This window comes from Nocardia sp. NPDC056611 (assembly GCF_042792755.1).
In the GTDB taxonomy this organism is placed as follows: Bacteria; Actinomycetota; Actinomycetes; order Mycobacteriales; family Mycobacteriaceae; genus Nocardia.
The window spans coordinates 857,504-872,590 of record NZ_JBHTVV010000003.1 but is presented as its reverse complement, the minus strand read 5'-3'; the positions used below and the strand labels follow the sequence as shown (position 1 = coordinate 872,590).

At 69.2% G+C, this 15,087-nt stretch carries 18 protein-coding genes; 8 read left to right on the top strand and 10 right to left on the bottom strand.

What is annotated here, in order from left to right; all coding sequences use genetic code 11:
* Window positions 1-115: 115 nt before the first annotated feature.
* The gene (locus ACFRAQ_RS20550) at window positions 116-1,309 is read right to left on the bottom strand and encodes a cytochrome P450 (protein WP_379101798.1); all 1,194 of its coding nucleotides are present in this window, start codon (window positions 1,307-1,309) and stop codon (window positions 116-118) included.
* Between the two features lie 128 nt (window positions 1,310-1,437).
* Here ACFRAQ_RS20550 and ACFRAQ_RS20545 point away from each other — a divergent pair, with 128 nt between their 5' ends.
* The 6 genes from ACFRAQ_RS20545 to ACFRAQ_RS20520 all read left to right on the top strand — a co-directional run bounded on the left by ACFRAQ_RS20545 (window position 1,438) and on the right by ACFRAQ_RS20520 (window position 5,739).
* Window positions 1,438-2,097, top strand: a complete 660-nt coding sequence (locus tag ACFRAQ_RS20545; protein ID WP_379101795.1) for an HAD family hydrolase — start codon at window positions 1,438-1,440, stop codon at window positions 2,095-2,097.
* 71 nt (window positions 2,098-2,168) lie between these two features.
* Window positions 2,169-2,633: an OsmC family protein gene (locus ACFRAQ_RS20540; RefSeq protein WP_379101793.1), complete on the top strand. Its 465-nt coding sequence runs from the start codon at window positions 2,169-2,171 to the stop codon at window positions 2,631-2,633.
* Entirely contained in the window at window positions 2,630-2,911 is a 282-nt protein-coding gene (locus tag ACFRAQ_RS20535) for an acylphosphatase (protein ID WP_357279096.1), read from the top strand. The genes ACFRAQ_RS20540 and ACFRAQ_RS20535 overlap by 4 nt, the downstream gene beginning before the upstream one ends.
* Window positions 2,912-2,938: 27 nt before the next feature.
* Window positions 2,939-4,102 (top strand): hypothetical protein, encoded by a 1,164-nt coding sequence (locus ACFRAQ_RS20530; RefSeq protein ID WP_379101791.1) that lies wholly within the window; start codon window positions 2,939-2,941, stop codon window positions 4,100-4,102.
* Window positions 4,102-5,265: a glutathionylspermidine synthase family protein gene (locus ACFRAQ_RS20525; protein ID WP_379101789.1), complete on the top strand. Its 1,164-nt coding sequence runs from the start codon at window positions 4,102-4,104 to the stop codon at window positions 5,263-5,265. Before ACFRAQ_RS20530 ends, ACFRAQ_RS20525 begins: the two co-directional genes overlap by 1 nt.
* A 21-nt stretch (window positions 5,266-5,286) precedes the next feature.
* Complete coding sequence (locus ACFRAQ_RS20520) at window positions 5,287-5,739, top strand: DUF350 domain-containing protein (RefSeq protein WP_379101787.1); 453 nt, start codon at window positions 5,287-5,289, stop codon at window positions 5,737-5,739.
* A gap of 3 nt (window positions 5,740-5,742) precedes the next feature.
* On the opposite strand, the gene ACFRAQ_RS20515 is transcribed toward ACFRAQ_RS20520, so the two are convergent.
* The 6 genes from ACFRAQ_RS20515 to ACFRAQ_RS20490 all read right to left on the bottom strand — a co-directional run bounded on the left by ACFRAQ_RS20515 (window position 5,743) and on the right by ACFRAQ_RS20490 (window position 10,050).
* Window positions 5,743-6,324, bottom strand: coding sequence for a dihydrofolate reductase family protein (locus ACFRAQ_RS20515; protein WP_379101785.1), 582 nt, complete (start codon window positions 6,322-6,324; stop codon window positions 5,743-5,745).
* A 203-nt stretch (window positions 6,325-6,527) separates the two neighbouring features.
* Window positions 6,528-7,385 carry a bifunctional DNA-formamidopyrimidine glycosylase/DNA-(apurinic or apyrimidinic site) lyase gene (gene mutM, locus ACFRAQ_RS20510; RefSeq protein WP_379101783.1) on the bottom strand — a complete coding sequence of 286 codons (858 nt, stop codon included), beginning with the start codon at window positions 7,383-7,385 and terminating at the stop codon, window positions 6,528-6,530.
* Complete coding sequence (rnc, locus tag ACFRAQ_RS20505; protein ID WP_379101780.1) at window positions 7,386-8,159, bottom strand: ribonuclease III; 774 nt, start codon at window positions 8,157-8,159, stop codon at window positions 7,386-7,388.
* Window positions 8,160-8,176: 17 nt separating this feature from the next.
* Window positions 8,177-8,359: a 50S ribosomal protein L32 gene (gene rpmF, locus ACFRAQ_RS20500; protein ID WP_033088742.1), complete on the bottom strand. Its 183-nt coding sequence runs from the start codon at window positions 8,357-8,359 to the stop codon at window positions 8,177-8,179.
* Window positions 8,360-8,361: 2 nt separating this feature from the next.
* Complete coding sequence (locus ACFRAQ_RS20495; protein ID WP_379101778.1) at window positions 8,362-8,979, bottom strand: YceD family protein; 618 nt, start codon at window positions 8,977-8,979, stop codon at window positions 8,362-8,364.
* A gap of 303 nt (window positions 8,980-9,282) precedes the next feature.
* A complete protein-coding gene (locus tag ACFRAQ_RS20490; RefSeq protein ID WP_379101776.1) occupies window positions 9,283-10,050 on the bottom strand; it encodes a DivIVA domain-containing protein in 768 nt (255 codons plus the stop codon).
* A 222-nt stretch (window positions 10,051-10,272) separates the two neighbouring features.
* Here ACFRAQ_RS20490 and ACFRAQ_RS20485 point away from each other — a divergent pair, with 222 nt between their 5' ends.
* Both ACFRAQ_RS20485 and ACFRAQ_RS20480 read left to right on the top strand, forming a co-directional pair.
* Window positions 10,273-10,830: a GtrA family protein gene (locus ACFRAQ_RS20485; protein WP_379101774.1), complete on the top strand. Its 558-nt coding sequence runs from the start codon at window positions 10,273-10,275 to the stop codon at window positions 10,828-10,830.
* A gap of 222 nt (window positions 10,831-11,052) precedes the next feature.
* A complete protein-coding gene (locus tag ACFRAQ_RS20480) occupies window positions 11,053-12,210 on the top strand; it encodes a hypothetical protein (protein WP_379101772.1) in 1,158 nt (385 codons plus the stop codon).
* A gap of 229 nt (window positions 12,211-12,439) precedes the next feature.
* On the opposite strand, the gene coaD is transcribed toward ACFRAQ_RS20480, so the two are convergent.
* From coaD to ACFRAQ_RS20465, 3 genes are all read right to left on the bottom strand, one after another.
* Window positions 12,440-12,931, bottom strand: a complete 492-nt coding sequence (coaD, locus tag ACFRAQ_RS20475) for a pantetheine-phosphate adenylyltransferase (RefSeq protein ID WP_379101769.1) — start codon at window positions 12,929-12,931, stop codon at window positions 12,440-12,442.
* Window positions 12,932-13,075: 144 nt separating this feature from the next.
* Window positions 13,076-14,233, bottom strand: a complete 1,158-nt coding sequence (locus ACFRAQ_RS20470) for an RNA polymerase subunit sigma-70 (RefSeq protein WP_379101767.1) — start codon at window positions 14,231-14,233, stop codon at window positions 13,076-13,078.
* 12 nt (window positions 14,234-14,245) lie between these two features.
* Entirely contained in the window at window positions 14,246-14,986 is a 741-nt protein-coding gene (locus ACFRAQ_RS20465) for an SDR family oxidoreductase (protein WP_379101764.1), read from the bottom strand.
* Window positions 14,987-15,087 lie beyond the last annotated feature (101 nt).

Below are 15,087 nucleotides of genomic sequence, written 5' to 3'. Positions count from 1 at the left end.
GGCCAGATTCGCCGGGGCGGGTGACGGCCGGGCGTCCGCGCGGTGATGGGCGCGCGAACAGTGGCCGGGCATTCGCGACGGCTGCCGCGTGTTCAGCGCGTCGGCGGCGTGGCGCTCACCGGGTCATGCGCACCGGCAACGACTTGAGGCCGTTGTTGAGGTTCGAGCGGATGCGGCGCGCCTCGCCGGTCTGCTCCAGCTTCGGGAAGCGCACCAGCAGCTCCTCGAAGAACACCCGGCCCTCCAGCCGCGCCAGGTGCACACCCAGGCAGAAGTGCTGGGCCAGGCCGAAGGACAGGTGCGGGTTGGGGTTGCGGCGGATGTCGAAGCTGCCGGAATCGGCGAACACGTCCTCGTCGCGGTTGGCGGAGGTGTACCACATGGCCACCTTGTCGCCCGCCTTGATCGGGACACCGCCGATCTCGGTGTCGGCGGTGGCGGTGCGGCGGAAGTAGTGCAGCGGGTTGGCGAAACGCAGGATCTCCTCCACCGCACCGGGAATCAGCGACGGGTCCGCGCGCATCGCCGCCAGCTGCTCGGGGTGCTGCATCAGCAGTTGCAGTCCCGACGAGAGCATGGTCTTGGTGGTGTCGTTGCCCGCGGTGACCAGCTGGGTGAAGAAGCTGCCGAACTCCAGATCCGACATGGCGGTTCCGCCGAAGGAACCGGCCAGGATGAGCGAGGTCAGATCCTCCTTCGGCGGCTCGGTGCGCCGCGCCATGGAGAACTGGATGGCGTAGATGGCCATATTGGTGAGCTCGGCGGTGACGTCGAAATCGCCGACCAGGTCCGGATCCTGTTGGCTGACCGACTGTTCGGCCCAGCGGCGCAGGCTCGGCCAGTCCTCCGCCGGAATCCCGAACAGGCCGCCGACCACCTGGCTGGGCAGCACGCCCGCCACATCGTGCACGAATTCCACATCGCCGTCGACACTGTCGAGCAGGGCGACGGTGAGCTCGCGGACGCGATCCTCCATATCGCCGACCACCCGCGCCTTGAAATGCTCGGCCAGCGGCTTGCGGTATTCGGTGTGCCGCGGCGGGTCCATCATGAGCAGCATGTTGCGGGTCTGCTCGAGCCGTTCGGGCGGCTGGTTCTCCAGGATCACGCCCTCGACCTCGGCGGAGAACAACTCCGGATGGCGGGCCACGTGCGCCACGTCCGCGTGCTTGAGGATCGCCCAGTACCCGGGCTCGCCCGGCATCTCCTGCCAGTGCACCGGATCGGTGCGCCGCAGCTCGGCGAAGATCTCGTGGATCGGTCCCGCCACATACAGCTCGGGGTCATAGATGTCGCTGACCGTGCCCACGGTCCACCTCGGTATTCACTTGCGGGTATGCCTGTTTCGCTTCGGACGCTAATCCCGGACGCGATCCGGCGGCGCGGTTCCGGAGGGCGGTCCCAGTCAGTGGACCGCCATGAACCACCATGGACGCCATGTCTGTTGCCGCGATCGTGTTCGACATGGACGGTGTGCTCATCGACACCGAACCCATCTGGGAGGAGGTGCGGCGCGAGTACATCGACGAGATGCGCGGGCGCTGGCTGCCTGACACCCAGGACCGGTTCATGGGGATGAGCACCGCGGAATGGTCGCGATACCTGAGCGAGGACCTGCTCGACGGCCGCCGCACCCCCGACGAGGTCGCCGAGGACGTCATCGCGCGCATGGCCGCCCGCTACGCCGACCACCTCCCGCTCATGCCCGACGCCGTCGCCACCGTGCGCCGGCTGGCCGCGAGCTACACCCTCGGCCTGGCCAGCTCCTCCCCGCGCCGGCTCATCGACGTGGTGCTCGACCACATGGGCGTCACCGACCTGTTCGCGGCCACGGTGTCCACCGAGGAGGTCGAGCGCGGCAAACCCGCTCCCGACGGCTACCTCGAGGCCGCCGCCCGCCTCGGCCTGGACCCGGGCGTCTGTGTGGCGATCGAGGATTCCAGCAACGGGCTGCGCGCCGCGCACGCCGCCGGGATGACGGTGATCGCCGTCCCGCACCCGAAATACCCGCCCGCCGCCGACGCGCTCGCCGCGTCCGCCTACGTCGCCGACAGCCTGACCCAGGTCACACCGGAGCTGGTGGCGGAATTCCGCTGACCACCTCGGTGTTCCGAACGATCGGCGACCAGATGGTCGTCCCGGGTGACCAAAATGGGAGGATTTGACCCATGTCCGAACAGATCGCCGCACCGCAGACCCCCGCCATCGACCCGGCGGCCGAGCCGGTCAAGCTTTGGGCCGAACGCACCGGCACCCGCGCTTACACCGGCCGCAACAACCGCGGCGGCGAAGTGCTGATCGCGTCCGCGGGCGTGCCGGGCGCATTCACCCCGGGTGAGCTGCTGAAGATCGCGCTCGCCGGCTGCACCGGCCTGAGCGCCGACTTCACCCTCGCGCGCCGCCTGGGCGACTCCTTCGACGCCACCGTCCACGTCTCCGGCGACGCCGACCGCGAGAACGAGCTCTACCCCGAGCTCAACGAGGAGGTCGAGCTCGACCTCAGCGAACTCGACGAGGAGTCACGCCAGCGGCTGCTGGTCGCCGCGCAGCGCGCCATCGACAAGGTATGCACGGTCGGCCGCACGCTCAAGGCGGGTACCACGGTCAACCTCACCTTCCGCGTCGACGAATGAGCGACGACCCGGTCCGGCTCAGCGCCTGGGTGCACGGCATGGTCCAGGGCGTCGGCTTCCGCTGGTGGACCCGTGCCCGCGCCCTGGAGCTCGGCCTGACCGGTTACGCCCGCAATCATCGCGACGGCCGCGTGCACGTCATCGCCGAAGGCCCCCGCGATGCCTGCGAATCGCTACTCGGCCTGCTACGTTCCGGTACAACACCGGGACGGGTAAGCCTGGTGGTGGAAGACTGGGGTACCGCCGCGGGCGGAATGACAGGATTCGAAGAACGCTAACGCGCGGCGAGCCCACGGAGTCGACGAATGGCCACTGACCGTCCCGGCGGTCCGGACAACCCGGACCGTCCCACCCCCGACCCCGCGCAGCCGTCCGAACCCCCCAGTCCTCCCAGCGAATCCGCCGCTTCCGGCAGTCCGGCCGAGCCGACGCCGGATACGCCCACCCCGCCGCGCAGCGACCGCAACGCCCCGACCATTCGCGCGCGCACGGGCTCCGACCCCACCATTCCTATGCCCGGCGGACCCCGCGGCGACAAGGACACCGCGACCGACGAGCCCGCAGCCACGTCCGATTCGCCCAGCGAGTCCGGTTCCGGGCCTTCGGGTCCCACGCCGACGCTCCGGTTCCCCGCTGGGGAGCCCGGTGGCGGGAGCCATCCGACGCCGCCACTATCCGGAGCGTCCGCGACCCCGCCGGATGCGGGCGGACCGTACCCGACCCCTCCGCTCGCCGGTGAATCCCCCGGCGGCGCGGGCACTTTCGGCAGCCCCGGCGCCGCCCCGCTCGGCGCGGTCACCCCGCCGCCCGGCGTCGAGCCGCCGTTCACCCTGCCGATGCCCTCGCTGGAACCCGACGCACCACCGGTGCCCGCGGTTCCGCAGCCGCCGCGGCGCGGGAGCATCATCTCGCAGGAAGCCGGGATCACGCAGCCGCGCCCGCCGACGGTGGCCGAGGTGCGAGCCCGGGAGAAGGCGCGCAAACGGGCCGAGGAGCAGCAGCAGGCCGAGGCGGAGGCCGCGGAAGCCAAGCAGCGCAAGAAGAAGCGGATCCTGATCGGCGGGGCCGCCGTGGCGGGCATCGCGGCGCTGGTCGGCGGCGGCTACCTGGTGGCCTCGGCATGGAGCGGACCCGACGTGACCGCGTCCTGCACGGTGGTCGCCGACAAGGGCGAGATCGTGCCGATCGGCAACGGGCAGACCGTGACCGCCGACCGCGACAACCAGGAGATCGTGGTCCCGGACAACTACTGCTCGAGCGCCACATCCGGCGGGCATCCCGGAACGCACACCAGTACGTTCATCTACCTGGGCCACTCCTACCGCTACTACTACGGCGGCAACACCACCATCGGGCGCCCGCCCACCGGTGGCACCACGGTGGCCCCCAAGGGCGCGACAGTGAAGACCAAGAGCGGCAGCACGATTCAGCGCGGCGGCCTCGGAGCGAAGATCGGTGGAGGTTCCTAGTGCGGCGGGTTCGCAGCACTCCGCGGCCGGGCTGGCAGCGGATCATCGAGGGTCAGGGTCTGGTCTACGGCTCTCCCGGGCAGTACCCCGACGGCCTGCCGCGGCCCTACTGGGACGAATCGGTGCACTACGAGTTCGACATGGACGAGATCCTCGCCATGGAGGCGCAGGTCGAGGTGCTGCACTCGATGTGCCTGCACGCGGTCGAACAGGTCGTCCTCATGGAGCGATTCGCCGATTTCGGTCTGCCGCAATGGAGCTGGGAGCACATCACCAAGTCCTGGCACCGCTCCGACCCGCACGTCTACGGCCGCTTCGACCTGCGCTACGACGGCCGCGGCCCGGCGAAACTGCTGGAGTACAACGCCGATACGCCCACCTCCCTGCTGGAGGCGGCGATCGTGCAGTGGCACTGGCTGACCGACACCCACCCCGACGACGATCAGTGGAATTCCCTGCACGAGAAGCTGGTCGAGCGCTGGGGTGAACTGCGCGAGAACCTGCCGGGCAGTCAGCTGCACTTCACCTGGTCGGGTTCGGACGGTTCCGGCGAGGACAACGTCACCACCGCGTACATGCAGGAGACCGCCGCCGAGGCCGGGTTCGACACCATCGCCCTGCCCATCGAGGAGGTCGGATTCGACACGGAGCTGGATCGTTTCGTGGATCTGGCCGAGGCCCCGATCGAGGCGATCTTCAAGCTGTACCCGTGGGAATGGGCGCTGGACGACGACTTCGGCCGCCGCGTGGTGGAGTCGCTGCCGGAGACCATGTGGATCGAACCGCTGTGGAAGACGCTGCTGTCGAACAAGGCGATCCTGGCGGTGCTGTGGGAGATGTACCCCGGCCACCCCAATCTGCTGCCCACCTACCTCGACGACCCGCACGAGCTCACCGAGTACATTCGCAAGCCCAAACTTGGCCGCGAGGGCGCGAACATGACCATCGTCGGCGCCGGCCTGGAGACCGCGACCGGCGGCGTCTACGGCGACGAGGGCTACGTCTACCAATTGCTGGACCCGCTGCCCGAATTCGACGGTATGCGACCGGTACTCGGTGCTTGGATCGTGGGCGACACGTCCGCGGGGCTGGGCATCCGGGAGACCGTCGGCCTCATCACCGATGACAGCTCCACCTTCGTCCCGCACCGCATCCCGCAGTAACCACACCTCGGAGGACCACCGATGACCACCGCTCTCGCCCTCGAAGCCGGGTATTGGCATTCACTCGGCCGCGGCGTAGGCGCCATCCTGGCCTACGCCCTGCTCGGCCTGGTGCTCATGCTGATCGGCTTCCAGGCCGTGGACGTGACCACCCCCGGCCCGCTGCGCGCCATGGTGTCGCGCGGCCTGCCCAACGCCGTCGTCGTCAGCGCGTCGGCCATGATCAGCATGGCGCTGATCGTCGTACTGGCCATCTACGCGCAGGCGGGCAAGCTGTCCGAGGGGCTGCTGGCCGCCACCGTCTTCGGCCTGGTCGGCATTGTGGCCCAGGTGATCTCGGTGCGAGTGCTGGAATTCGTGATCGGCATCGATATCGGCGAACTGCTGAAGAAGCCGGAATTCAGCACCGAGTCCCTGGTGGTGGCGGCCGCTCAATTCTCGATCGGCCTGGTGGTCGCGTTCGCGATCCTCTGACCGCTAGCGAATCCGGCTGTACTTGAGGAAGGCCACGCCGTCCTCGAAGATCCGGCTGGTGAGCACCCGGAACTTGGCCGGTTCCGGCAGCCGTCCGGCGGCTCCGAACAGCGGCCGCCCATGCCCCAGCACGATCGGGTACAGCTTCAGGAACACCTGATCGATCTCCGGCAGCAGGGTCTGGGCGAGCTCACCGCCGCCGCACAGCCAGATGCCGAGCCCCTTCTCCCGCTTGAGTTCCCGCACCCGCGCGAGCGGATCCTCCGAGATCAGGTCCACCCCGGCCGCGGGGCTCTCCGGCAGCGTCGTGGACACCACGAACTGCCGCAGATGCGAGTACGGGCTGGACGTGCCGGTCCGCACGCCGAAGTCGTGGGTCTTGCGCCCCATGATCACGGTGTCGAAGTTCTGGCACGGTTTGTCGACGCCGAGCACCTGACGAACCTTGGTCGGCAGCGTCTCGGGATACTGCGCCATGATCGCGGGCCCGTGATCACCCCCGACCGGGAAGAAGTCGACCGAGCCGTCATCGGTGGCGATGAATCCGTCGATGGTGGCCGCGACGTAGTAGGTCAGTTTGCGCATGTGTTTCCTCCAGCCGGCACCACGCGTGCCGCTACTGAAAAGGTAGCGCCTGAACCTGAGCGACAGGCCGGGTCTGAGATAGTCGGACTGCCCGGCTCGAAAGAAAACCTGCTGGTCTCAGGCGCGGAACCGCCCTTGACGGCGCAGTCTCGCGTTAATCGAACGCTTCATGAACTTTCCCCCTTTCGCTCGCTCCACGATCCTCAGCCGCGGGGGCGGGGCTGGCAGCGCGGGCAGGAGAAGGAGGAGCGATTCATGAACTTCTCGCGGCGCATGAGGGCGCCGCAGCGGCGGCAGGGCTCGTCCTCGCGGCCGTAGGCGTTGAGGGAGCGTTCGAAGTAGCCGGACTGGCCGTTCACGTTGACGTAGAGGGCGTCGAAGGAGGTGCCGCCCGCGCGCAGGGCCTCGTCCATGACGGTGCGGGTCTCGGCGAGCAGGGTGTGCAGCGCGGGGCGGGTCAGGTTCGCGGCGGGGCGCTCGCCGTGGATCTTCGCTCGCCACAACGCCTCATCGGCGTAGATGTTGCCGACGCCGGAGACGACGGTCTGGTCGAGCAGGAGGCGCTTGATCTCGGAGTGCTTGCCGCGCAAGGTCTTCACCACGGCGTCGGCGTCGAAACGCTCGTCCAGGGGGTCGCGGGCGATGTGGGCCGCGGATTCCGGGACCCAGGTGCCGTTCACCTCGACCAGGTCGGAGAGCTGCCAGCCGCCAAAGGTGCGCTGGTCGACGAAACGGAGTTCATTGCCGTCGTCGAGAGTGGCGATGATGTGCGCGTGCTTCTCGAGCGGCGCGGACGCGGGCTGGACCAGCATCTGCCCGGACATGCCGAGGTGCACGACGAGGGAGGTGTCGGGCTCGTCGAAGGTGAGCCACAGGAATTTCCCCCGCCGGTGCGCGGCGTCGACGCGCAGACCGGTCAACCGGGCGGCGAGATCGTCCCCGCCGAACGCGTGCCGCCGCACCGAACGCGGGTGCTTGACGGTGACGCTGTCCAGGACGCGGCCCACCACATGCTCGGTGAGTCCGCGCCGGACGACTTCGACCTCGGGAAGTTCGGGCATCTAGCTCTGCGAGCCGTCCGCCACGGTGCCCTCTGGCACGTTATCGGCGTTCAACGACCGGTAGGCCGCGCCAGCGGCCTTCTGCTCCGCTTCCTTCTTGGAGCGGCCCACCCCCTGGCCGTAACCCTGCCCGCCGATCACCGCGGTGGCGGTGAACTCCTTGTCGTGGTCGGGTCCGGTGGAGGTGATCTCATAACTGGGCACGCCGATGCCGCGCTCGGCGGTCAGCTCCTGCAGGCTCGTCTTCCAGTCGAGCCCGGCCCCCATCCGGGGACCGCGCTCGAGCAGAGCGGCGAACAGGCGCAGCACCACTTCCCGCGCGACATCGATGCCGTGCTGCAGGTGCACCGCACCCAGCAACGACTCCATGCCATCGGCGAGAATGCTGGGCTTGTCCCGGCCGCCGGTGAGCTCCTCGCCCTTACCGAGCAGGAGGTGGCGGCCGAGACCGCCGGCCCCGAGCCCGCGAGCGACCTCGGCGAGCGCGTGCATGTTGACAACGCTCGCACGCAGCTTCGCCAGTTCGCCCTCGGACTTGTCCGGGTGCTCCAGATACAGGCGCTCGGTAATGCTCAGGCCGAGCACCGAATCGCCCAGGAATTCCAGGCGCTCGTTGGTCGGCAGGCCACCGTTCTCGTAGGCGTACGACCGGTGCGTGAGCGCGAGGCGCAACAGCTCCGGCTGTACGTCTACGCCGAGCGCCTCGAGCAGGCTGGCATGGTCGGCGGCGTCACCTACGGCGGGAAAATCCGCCGCGTCCTTGCTGGCGGTCACGGTGGGCTATACGCGAATCAGATCGCGGAGGTGACCTGACGGCCCTTGTAGGTGCCGCAGCTCGGGCACGCGATGTGCGGCAGGGTCTGCTGACCGCAGGCGCGGTTCGGGCAGGTGATCAGGGTCGGCGCGGTGGCCTTCCACTGGCTGCGACGCGCGTGGGTGTTGGCACGGGACATCCGACGCTTCGGAACGGCCACGACTAGCTCTCCTCTGTCTTACTTGCGGCACCGTTGTGTCCCGCAAGGGTGGAATCGGTTGATGGGTCCGACGCAGTGTCTGCGTCGGTGGACTCAGCGGCGAAATTCGCGAGCCCGGCCCAGCGAGGGTCAAGTATCTCATGACCGTGGCCGGAACCCGCAATCGCCATCTTGACGCCGCATTCCGGGCACAAACCCGGGCAGTCCGGCTCGCACAACGGCTGCAGCGGCAGCTCCATGCCGACGCCGTCGACGATCACCGGTTCAAGGTCGATGAAATCGTCCACCAGACGCGGGATCTCGTCTTCCTCGGTGGTCTGCTCGGTCGCGCTGTCCGGGTAGGCGAACAACTCGGTCAGCTGCAACGCGAGCTCGTCGGTGAACGAGTCCAGGCAGCGCGAGCATTCGCCCTCGATGGGAGCGGTGACCGTGCCGGTGACGAGGACACCCTCGGAGACCGACTGCAGCGTGAGATCCAGCTCGACATCGGCACCGGCCGGGATCGCGACGAGATCGAGGCCGATCTTCTCCGCGGTCGTCACGGTGCGACGCAGCTCTTTGATGGAGCCCGGGGCGCGTCCGAGACTGCGTACATCCAGCACGAAACCCGCGTCGGTCATCTTGTGACGATGACGCGAGGCATTACCGGAATCGGCGGACATCTCTGAACTCACCTTCGAGCTGGCTGGGAATGGGCAACCACCCAACAATACCGAAAGCCCCGCTCGCCACCCAAATGGGCAGTATTCAATTGCCCTCCGCTTCGCTCCGGGCGGGTTCGCGGCCCCTGGTCCCGATTCTTCCCTCCTCCGCTCCTCCGCTTCGCTCCCCCGCTCCGTCGGTCCAGAATCGGGACGGCCGCGAACCTTCGGGTGATGTTCAGCGATGGAAGCCTGAAGCTCGGTGCGGAACCGGGTTGTCGATCAGCGGCGGAAGCCGGGGGACTCGGTGCGGAACTCGGAGGCGTAGTCCGGCACGGACGAGTCCGAACGCACCTGGTGGCGGCCGCGGCCGATGATGCGCAGGGTGTTGTGCAGGGTCTCCTCGAAGTCGGCGAGCTTGCCGTCGACGTAGTCGTCGCATTCGGAGCGCAGGCGGTCGGAGTCGGCCTGGGCGGTGTCGATGAGGCGGGCGGACTCGGTGTGGGCGGCCCGGACGACTTCGGTCTGGGAGACCAGGCGATCCTGTTCGGCCTTGCCGTCGGCGACCGAGCGGTCGTAGGAGGCCTGGCCGGCGGCGGCGAGACGGTCGGCCTCGGCGCGGGCGCGGCCGGTGAGGGAGTCGTACTCCTTCTTACCGTCGGACACCGTGCGCTCGGCCTCCTCCTCGGCCGAGGCGACCAGGTGGTCGGCGTGGGCGCGGGCCTCGGCGACCATGCGGTCGGCGTGGGCCTTGGCGTCGGCCAGGATGCGGTCGGCCTCCTCGCGGGCGGAGGACACGGTGTGGTGGGCCTGGTCGTTGGCGGTCTTGACCGTGGTCTCGGCGCCGGTGCGGGCGTCGGTGACGATCTTGTCGCGGTGATCGAGCACGTCCTGGGCGTCGTCGAGCTCGCCGGGCAGCGCCTCGCGGACGTCATCGAGTAGCTCCAGCACCTCGCCGCGCGGCACGATGCAGTTTCGGGTCGGCGGGATGCCGCGGGCCTCTTCGATGATGGCCACCAGTTCGTCGAGCGCTTCGAATACCCGGTACATGTGCTACCCCACTCTCCTGCCAGGACTCACGGCGAGACTCTCCGCTTCCGCCAGTCTGCCAATCTCCGCGCTGTCAACAAGGTCCGACACGGCGTGTCGCGGGTTTTCCGCAACATGGCCTAGTTCACAGATCGTGACCCGAAAACAAGTGGAGGAAATAGCTCCACTTGGTTTACCGTTGATGAGCAAGACAAGTAATGGTGTGTTCGGATGGGGTAGACGATGGCTGTCCACGAGATTCCGGAGCGGGCGACGATGCCCGTGCCCGGTCTGGTGCACACCTATACCCTCGGTTCCGAAGCCTTCGCCTACGGCTCCGAGGCGTTCGACCGGAGCGCCGACGCCCTGCGCGCGACCGGCGTCCGCTGGTCGGCCCGGATCGGGGCCTGGCTGCGCGGCGATGCCGCCCTCGCGCAATTGATTCGCTTCGCCCTCGTCGGCGGCCTCAGCAACGTCGGATACATCCTGCTGTTCCTCGCCCTCTACGGCGGCGGCGCGCAGGTGGCCAATCTGGCCGGATCCATCGTGAGCACCGCGCTCGCCAACGAGATGCACCGGCGGCTCACCTTCCAGGCCGCGGACCGGGTGCGCTGGTACACCGCGCAGATCGAGGGCGGGGCGCTGGCGCTGGCCGGGCTCGCCATCACCTCGGCGGGCCTGGCGATTCTCGAGGTCACCGCACCCGGCATGGGCGATATCGCCGAAGCCGTTGCCGTCCTGGGCATTACGGCCGTCGTCGGCACCATGCGCTTCCTCACCCTGCGGCTCTGGGTGTTCTGAGCCCACTCCCCCACATGTTCTCCGCGAACGCGGGAACCCCTTTCGGCGCGTCGACGTCCAAGCCAGTATCGACGACGAAAGGGGTTCCGACATGGACCGTGCGCGCGGATGCCTTGGGGGACGGCGAGATACGAGCGGACCACGGCCCCAGCGACCCCCCGGGCGGGGGTGCGGATCGTGCGTGCGGCATCGTCGGCCGCGGCCGCCGCGGCGGGAGGGCGAATGACCGCCATGCCGACCACCGCCACCGATTCGACCGGCGTCGACGCCGCTCCGACCGACTCGACCGACTCCCCGGCGACCGGTTCAGGCGACGCCCCTACGACCGGATCGGCCGACTCCCCGGCAACCAGCTCGGCCGAGCCCACGACGACCAGCGGGAGGCAGGTGAGGGCCGCGGACGGTGGACGACAGTGCGGGGCACGGGAATCGCGCAGGGCGCTGCTCGCGGGGTGTGGCACGCACCGGGGCAAGGGACTGCCATCGGTCGCCGGATCGCGGGGCAGATCCGGACAGCGGGTGCACGAACCGGTCCCGACCGCGCTGGACCGGCGGGAACAGCATCGGCAATTGATCGGGGCGTTGCTGCCGGAGATGGCGGCGGGCAGCGTGGTGAGTCATCAGTCGGCGGCCGTGCTGTACGGGACCACCCTGTGGCGGACGCCGCTGGACCGGGTGTGCGTGACCCGCAATCGCAAGGGCGGCGGGCGGACCCGCCCGTTCGCGAAAGTCCATGGCTCGCCGGTGGATCGCGCGGTCGAGGTCGACGGACTGCCGGTCACCACCCCGGCGCGGACCGTGGTGGATCTGGCGCTGACGCTGCCGTTCGAGGCGGCGGTCGTCGCCGGTGACGCGCTGGCCGGCAGGTTCGGACTGACCACGGCCGAACTCGGCGAGGAGATCGCGAAGGCCAAGGGCCGCTACGGCATCGGCCAGGCGAAAGAGGTGATCGCCCTGCTCGACGGCCGCAGCCAGAGCATCGGGGAATCGGTCAGCCGCACCATGATCGAGCGGCACGCGCTGCCGCTGCCGAGCTCCCAGGGCAATGTCTTGACCCCGGACGGCCGTTTCGTGGCGCGCGTCGACTTCTATTACGAGTCCGCGGGCGTGCTGTGCGAGTTCGACGGCCCCACCGAGTACGGCCGCCTACTCCGCCCCGGCCAGGACTTCGCGGCCACCATCCACCGCGAGCGAATCCGCGAAACCTACCTGCGCGCCCTGGGTTTCGAGGTGGTCCGCTGGACCTGGGACGACCTCATCCGTGACCGCGCCGCCCGCCGCCTGCGCTCCGCGCTCTCCCGATCCCGCCCGCGACCCGACGGACGAATCGAGCCCGCCCCCGCACTACCGGCCCGCCCGGCCTCGATCCGCGCGCTGTGACCCACAGATGCACAGCACCGTGGAACATGGCCTGTCCTGGATCAGCCACGACGCGGGGGCCTCAGCCGGTTTCACCGACACGGGGCCTCGAACAGGCTTCACCGCGCCGGGGCCTCGACACAGCCGCGCGCGAGACAGCGTCGCTGGACAGCCGCGCCGGGTGGCGGGAGGCTCGAATTCGCGCACCCACTGGGCCGTATGGGGTTGCGGCCCAGCGAATGCGTGTTCGTCAGGCGTTGGCTTTGCGTTCGGCGATGCGGGCCATGAGGCGCTTGTGGACGGCCGGGGGCAGCAGGTCGGCGATGTCGCCGCCGAGTGTCGCGACCTCCTTGACCAGGGAGCTGGAGACGAAGCTGTAGGCGGGGTTGGTGGCGATGAAGTAGGTGTCGACGCCGGTGAGCTTGCGGTTCATCTGCGCCATCTGGACTTCGTAGCCGTAATCGGTGGCGTCGCGCAGGCCCTTCACGATCGCGGTGACGCCCTGCTGCTTGGCGAAGTCCACCAGCAGTCCACGCCAGGATTCCACGCGCACGTTGGGCAGGTGGGCGGTCACCTCGCGGATCAGCTCCATGCGTTCCTCGACGGTGAACATCCCCTGCTTGTTGGGGTTCACCACCACGGTCACGACCACCTCGTCGAATTGCTCGGCGGCGCGGGCGATCACGTCGAGATGTCCGTTGGTCACCGGGTCGAAGGACCCGGGGCACAGTGCTCCAGCCATGGCCGCACGCTACCGCATTCCGGGGTGCCGTCCGTGCCCGCCCCAAACTTCACAAAGCGGACATGCCTGGTCAGCGATGGTTCGCAATCCGGAAACCGCGGAAGGCGGTGCCGGTCGAGAACGACTCCGGCGGCTTCTCCCGATTCAGGCTTCGGCCACGACCGGGAACCCGAAGGCCGGGACCAGGGCCGGGTCGTTGAACGCGGTGATGCGGGCGACGCGGGAGCCGATCAGCGTCAGCACCTGGATTCCGTACGCCTCGTCACGCCCCTCGGCCGAGCGTTTGTACACGACGAACGCGGGCTGCCCGTTCGCGCGGACGGGGAGCATGCGCCACAGGCCGCGGCTGAGGATTCGGGCGGTGAGGAATCCGGCGACGGCGTCGCGCCCGGTGAACCAGGTTGGGGTGGGCGGCATTTCCATCTCGACGTCGGCGCGCAGGAGGGCGACCAGCGCGGCGTGGTCGGCGGTGGTGAACGCGGTGACGTAGTCGTCGAGCAGGCGACGCCGCATCCGTTCATCGGGTTCCGCCAGATCGGTCTGTACCGGGCCCGCCTGTGCCAGCCGCGATCTGGCCCGCCGCAGCGCGCTGTCCACGGCGGTGGGGGTCGTGTCGAGGATGGCGGCGACCTCGGCGGCACGGAAGGCGAGCACGTCGCGCAGCGTGAGGACGGCGCGCTGCCGGGCGGGCAGAAGTTGCAGTGCCGCAAGGAAAGCCAGTCGCACTCCGGTCCGATCCGCGACGATCGTGGCCGGGTCGTCGAAACCGAACAACGCGTCCGGCGCGGGCTGCAGCCAGGGCACGGTGGGTTCGCGGGCCGCGACGGCCACCCGGTGATCGTCCTCGGGCGCCCCCAGCCCCGACGGCAGCGGCCTGCGTGCCCGTCCTTCCAACGCGGTCAGGCATGCCATGGTCGCGATCTTGTACAGCCAGTTCCGTACCGACGCGCGCCCCTCGAACCCTCCGTATCCCCGCCAGGCCCGCAGATAGGTCTCCTGCACCAGATCCTCGGCATCGTGGATCGACCCCAGCATCCGATAGCAGTGCGCGAGTAGTTCCGGCCGGAATCGCTCGGTGAGACCGGCGAATTCGCGTTCGGAGGGCCGCTCGAAGGCAGCCGCTCCGACACCGCCGGACACCCGCTCGGCGGCCGGCATCCGCTCGCCGCCGGCCGGCCGCTCCGTGCCGGACATCCGCTCCGTGCCGGACGCCGGCTCGGCGTCCGACGACCGTTCGGTGCCGCGGTGGCGTTCGATGCCCGGGGACATGTCCGATGCTCCTGTGGGTGCGCTGATGGTCATGGTCGCGCCACCTCAGCCGATCAGCCGCAGCCCGGCGCCGCTCACCAAGTATTCCGCCGCGCTCCCTGGATCCCCGGCAAGTTCGAGCACCGCTTTGCCGACCTGTTCGGGCGTGAGCGCGGGCCCCATCTCCGCGACGTAGGTGTCGACGTCGATGCCCTGCCGGGCGGCATACGCCGCGACCGCCGTCGCCCCGAGCCCGGTGGCCGGGGTCAGCCGGGGCAGCAGGGCCACGAACCGAATCCCGAGCCCGGCCCGCTCCGACTCGTCCGCCGCATAGGTCCGGATGAACCGGATCGCCGACTTGGCCCCGGCGTATCCGCCGCTCAGCGGCGACCCGTTCAATGCGGCCCCGCTCGACATGGCGATCACCACGCTGCCCGGCGTCAAGGGTTCGCGCAGCGCGGCCCCGGTCCACACGAACGCGTGCTTCGTGTCGGTCTGCCAGTTGCGGGTGAAGCTCTCCCAGCTCTGCTCGTGGATCGGCGCCAGCGGCGGCGTGGCCCCCGCGTTGAGCACCAGCACCGCCGGCGCGAATTCGTGAATCACGCGCTGCGCCACCGCTTCGTCGGTGGCATCGGCGGTGACGGGTACGAACGCCGCCCCGAGCTCGTCCGCCACCTGTTCCAGCGCCTGCCCGTCGCGGGCTATACCGACGACCTTCATCCCCGAGGCGACGAGCGCGGCGGCGATTCCCCGCCCGAATCCCCGGCTCGCACCCGTGACCACCGCGGTCTGCTTCGACTCCGTCATCACGCACTCCCAACTCCGGTCTGTTCCTGTCAGGTATTGAGACCAGCGGGAGGTGAGGAATCCGTCGGGCGTCGCCGAAGAATTTCGCGAGGGCCGGTCGG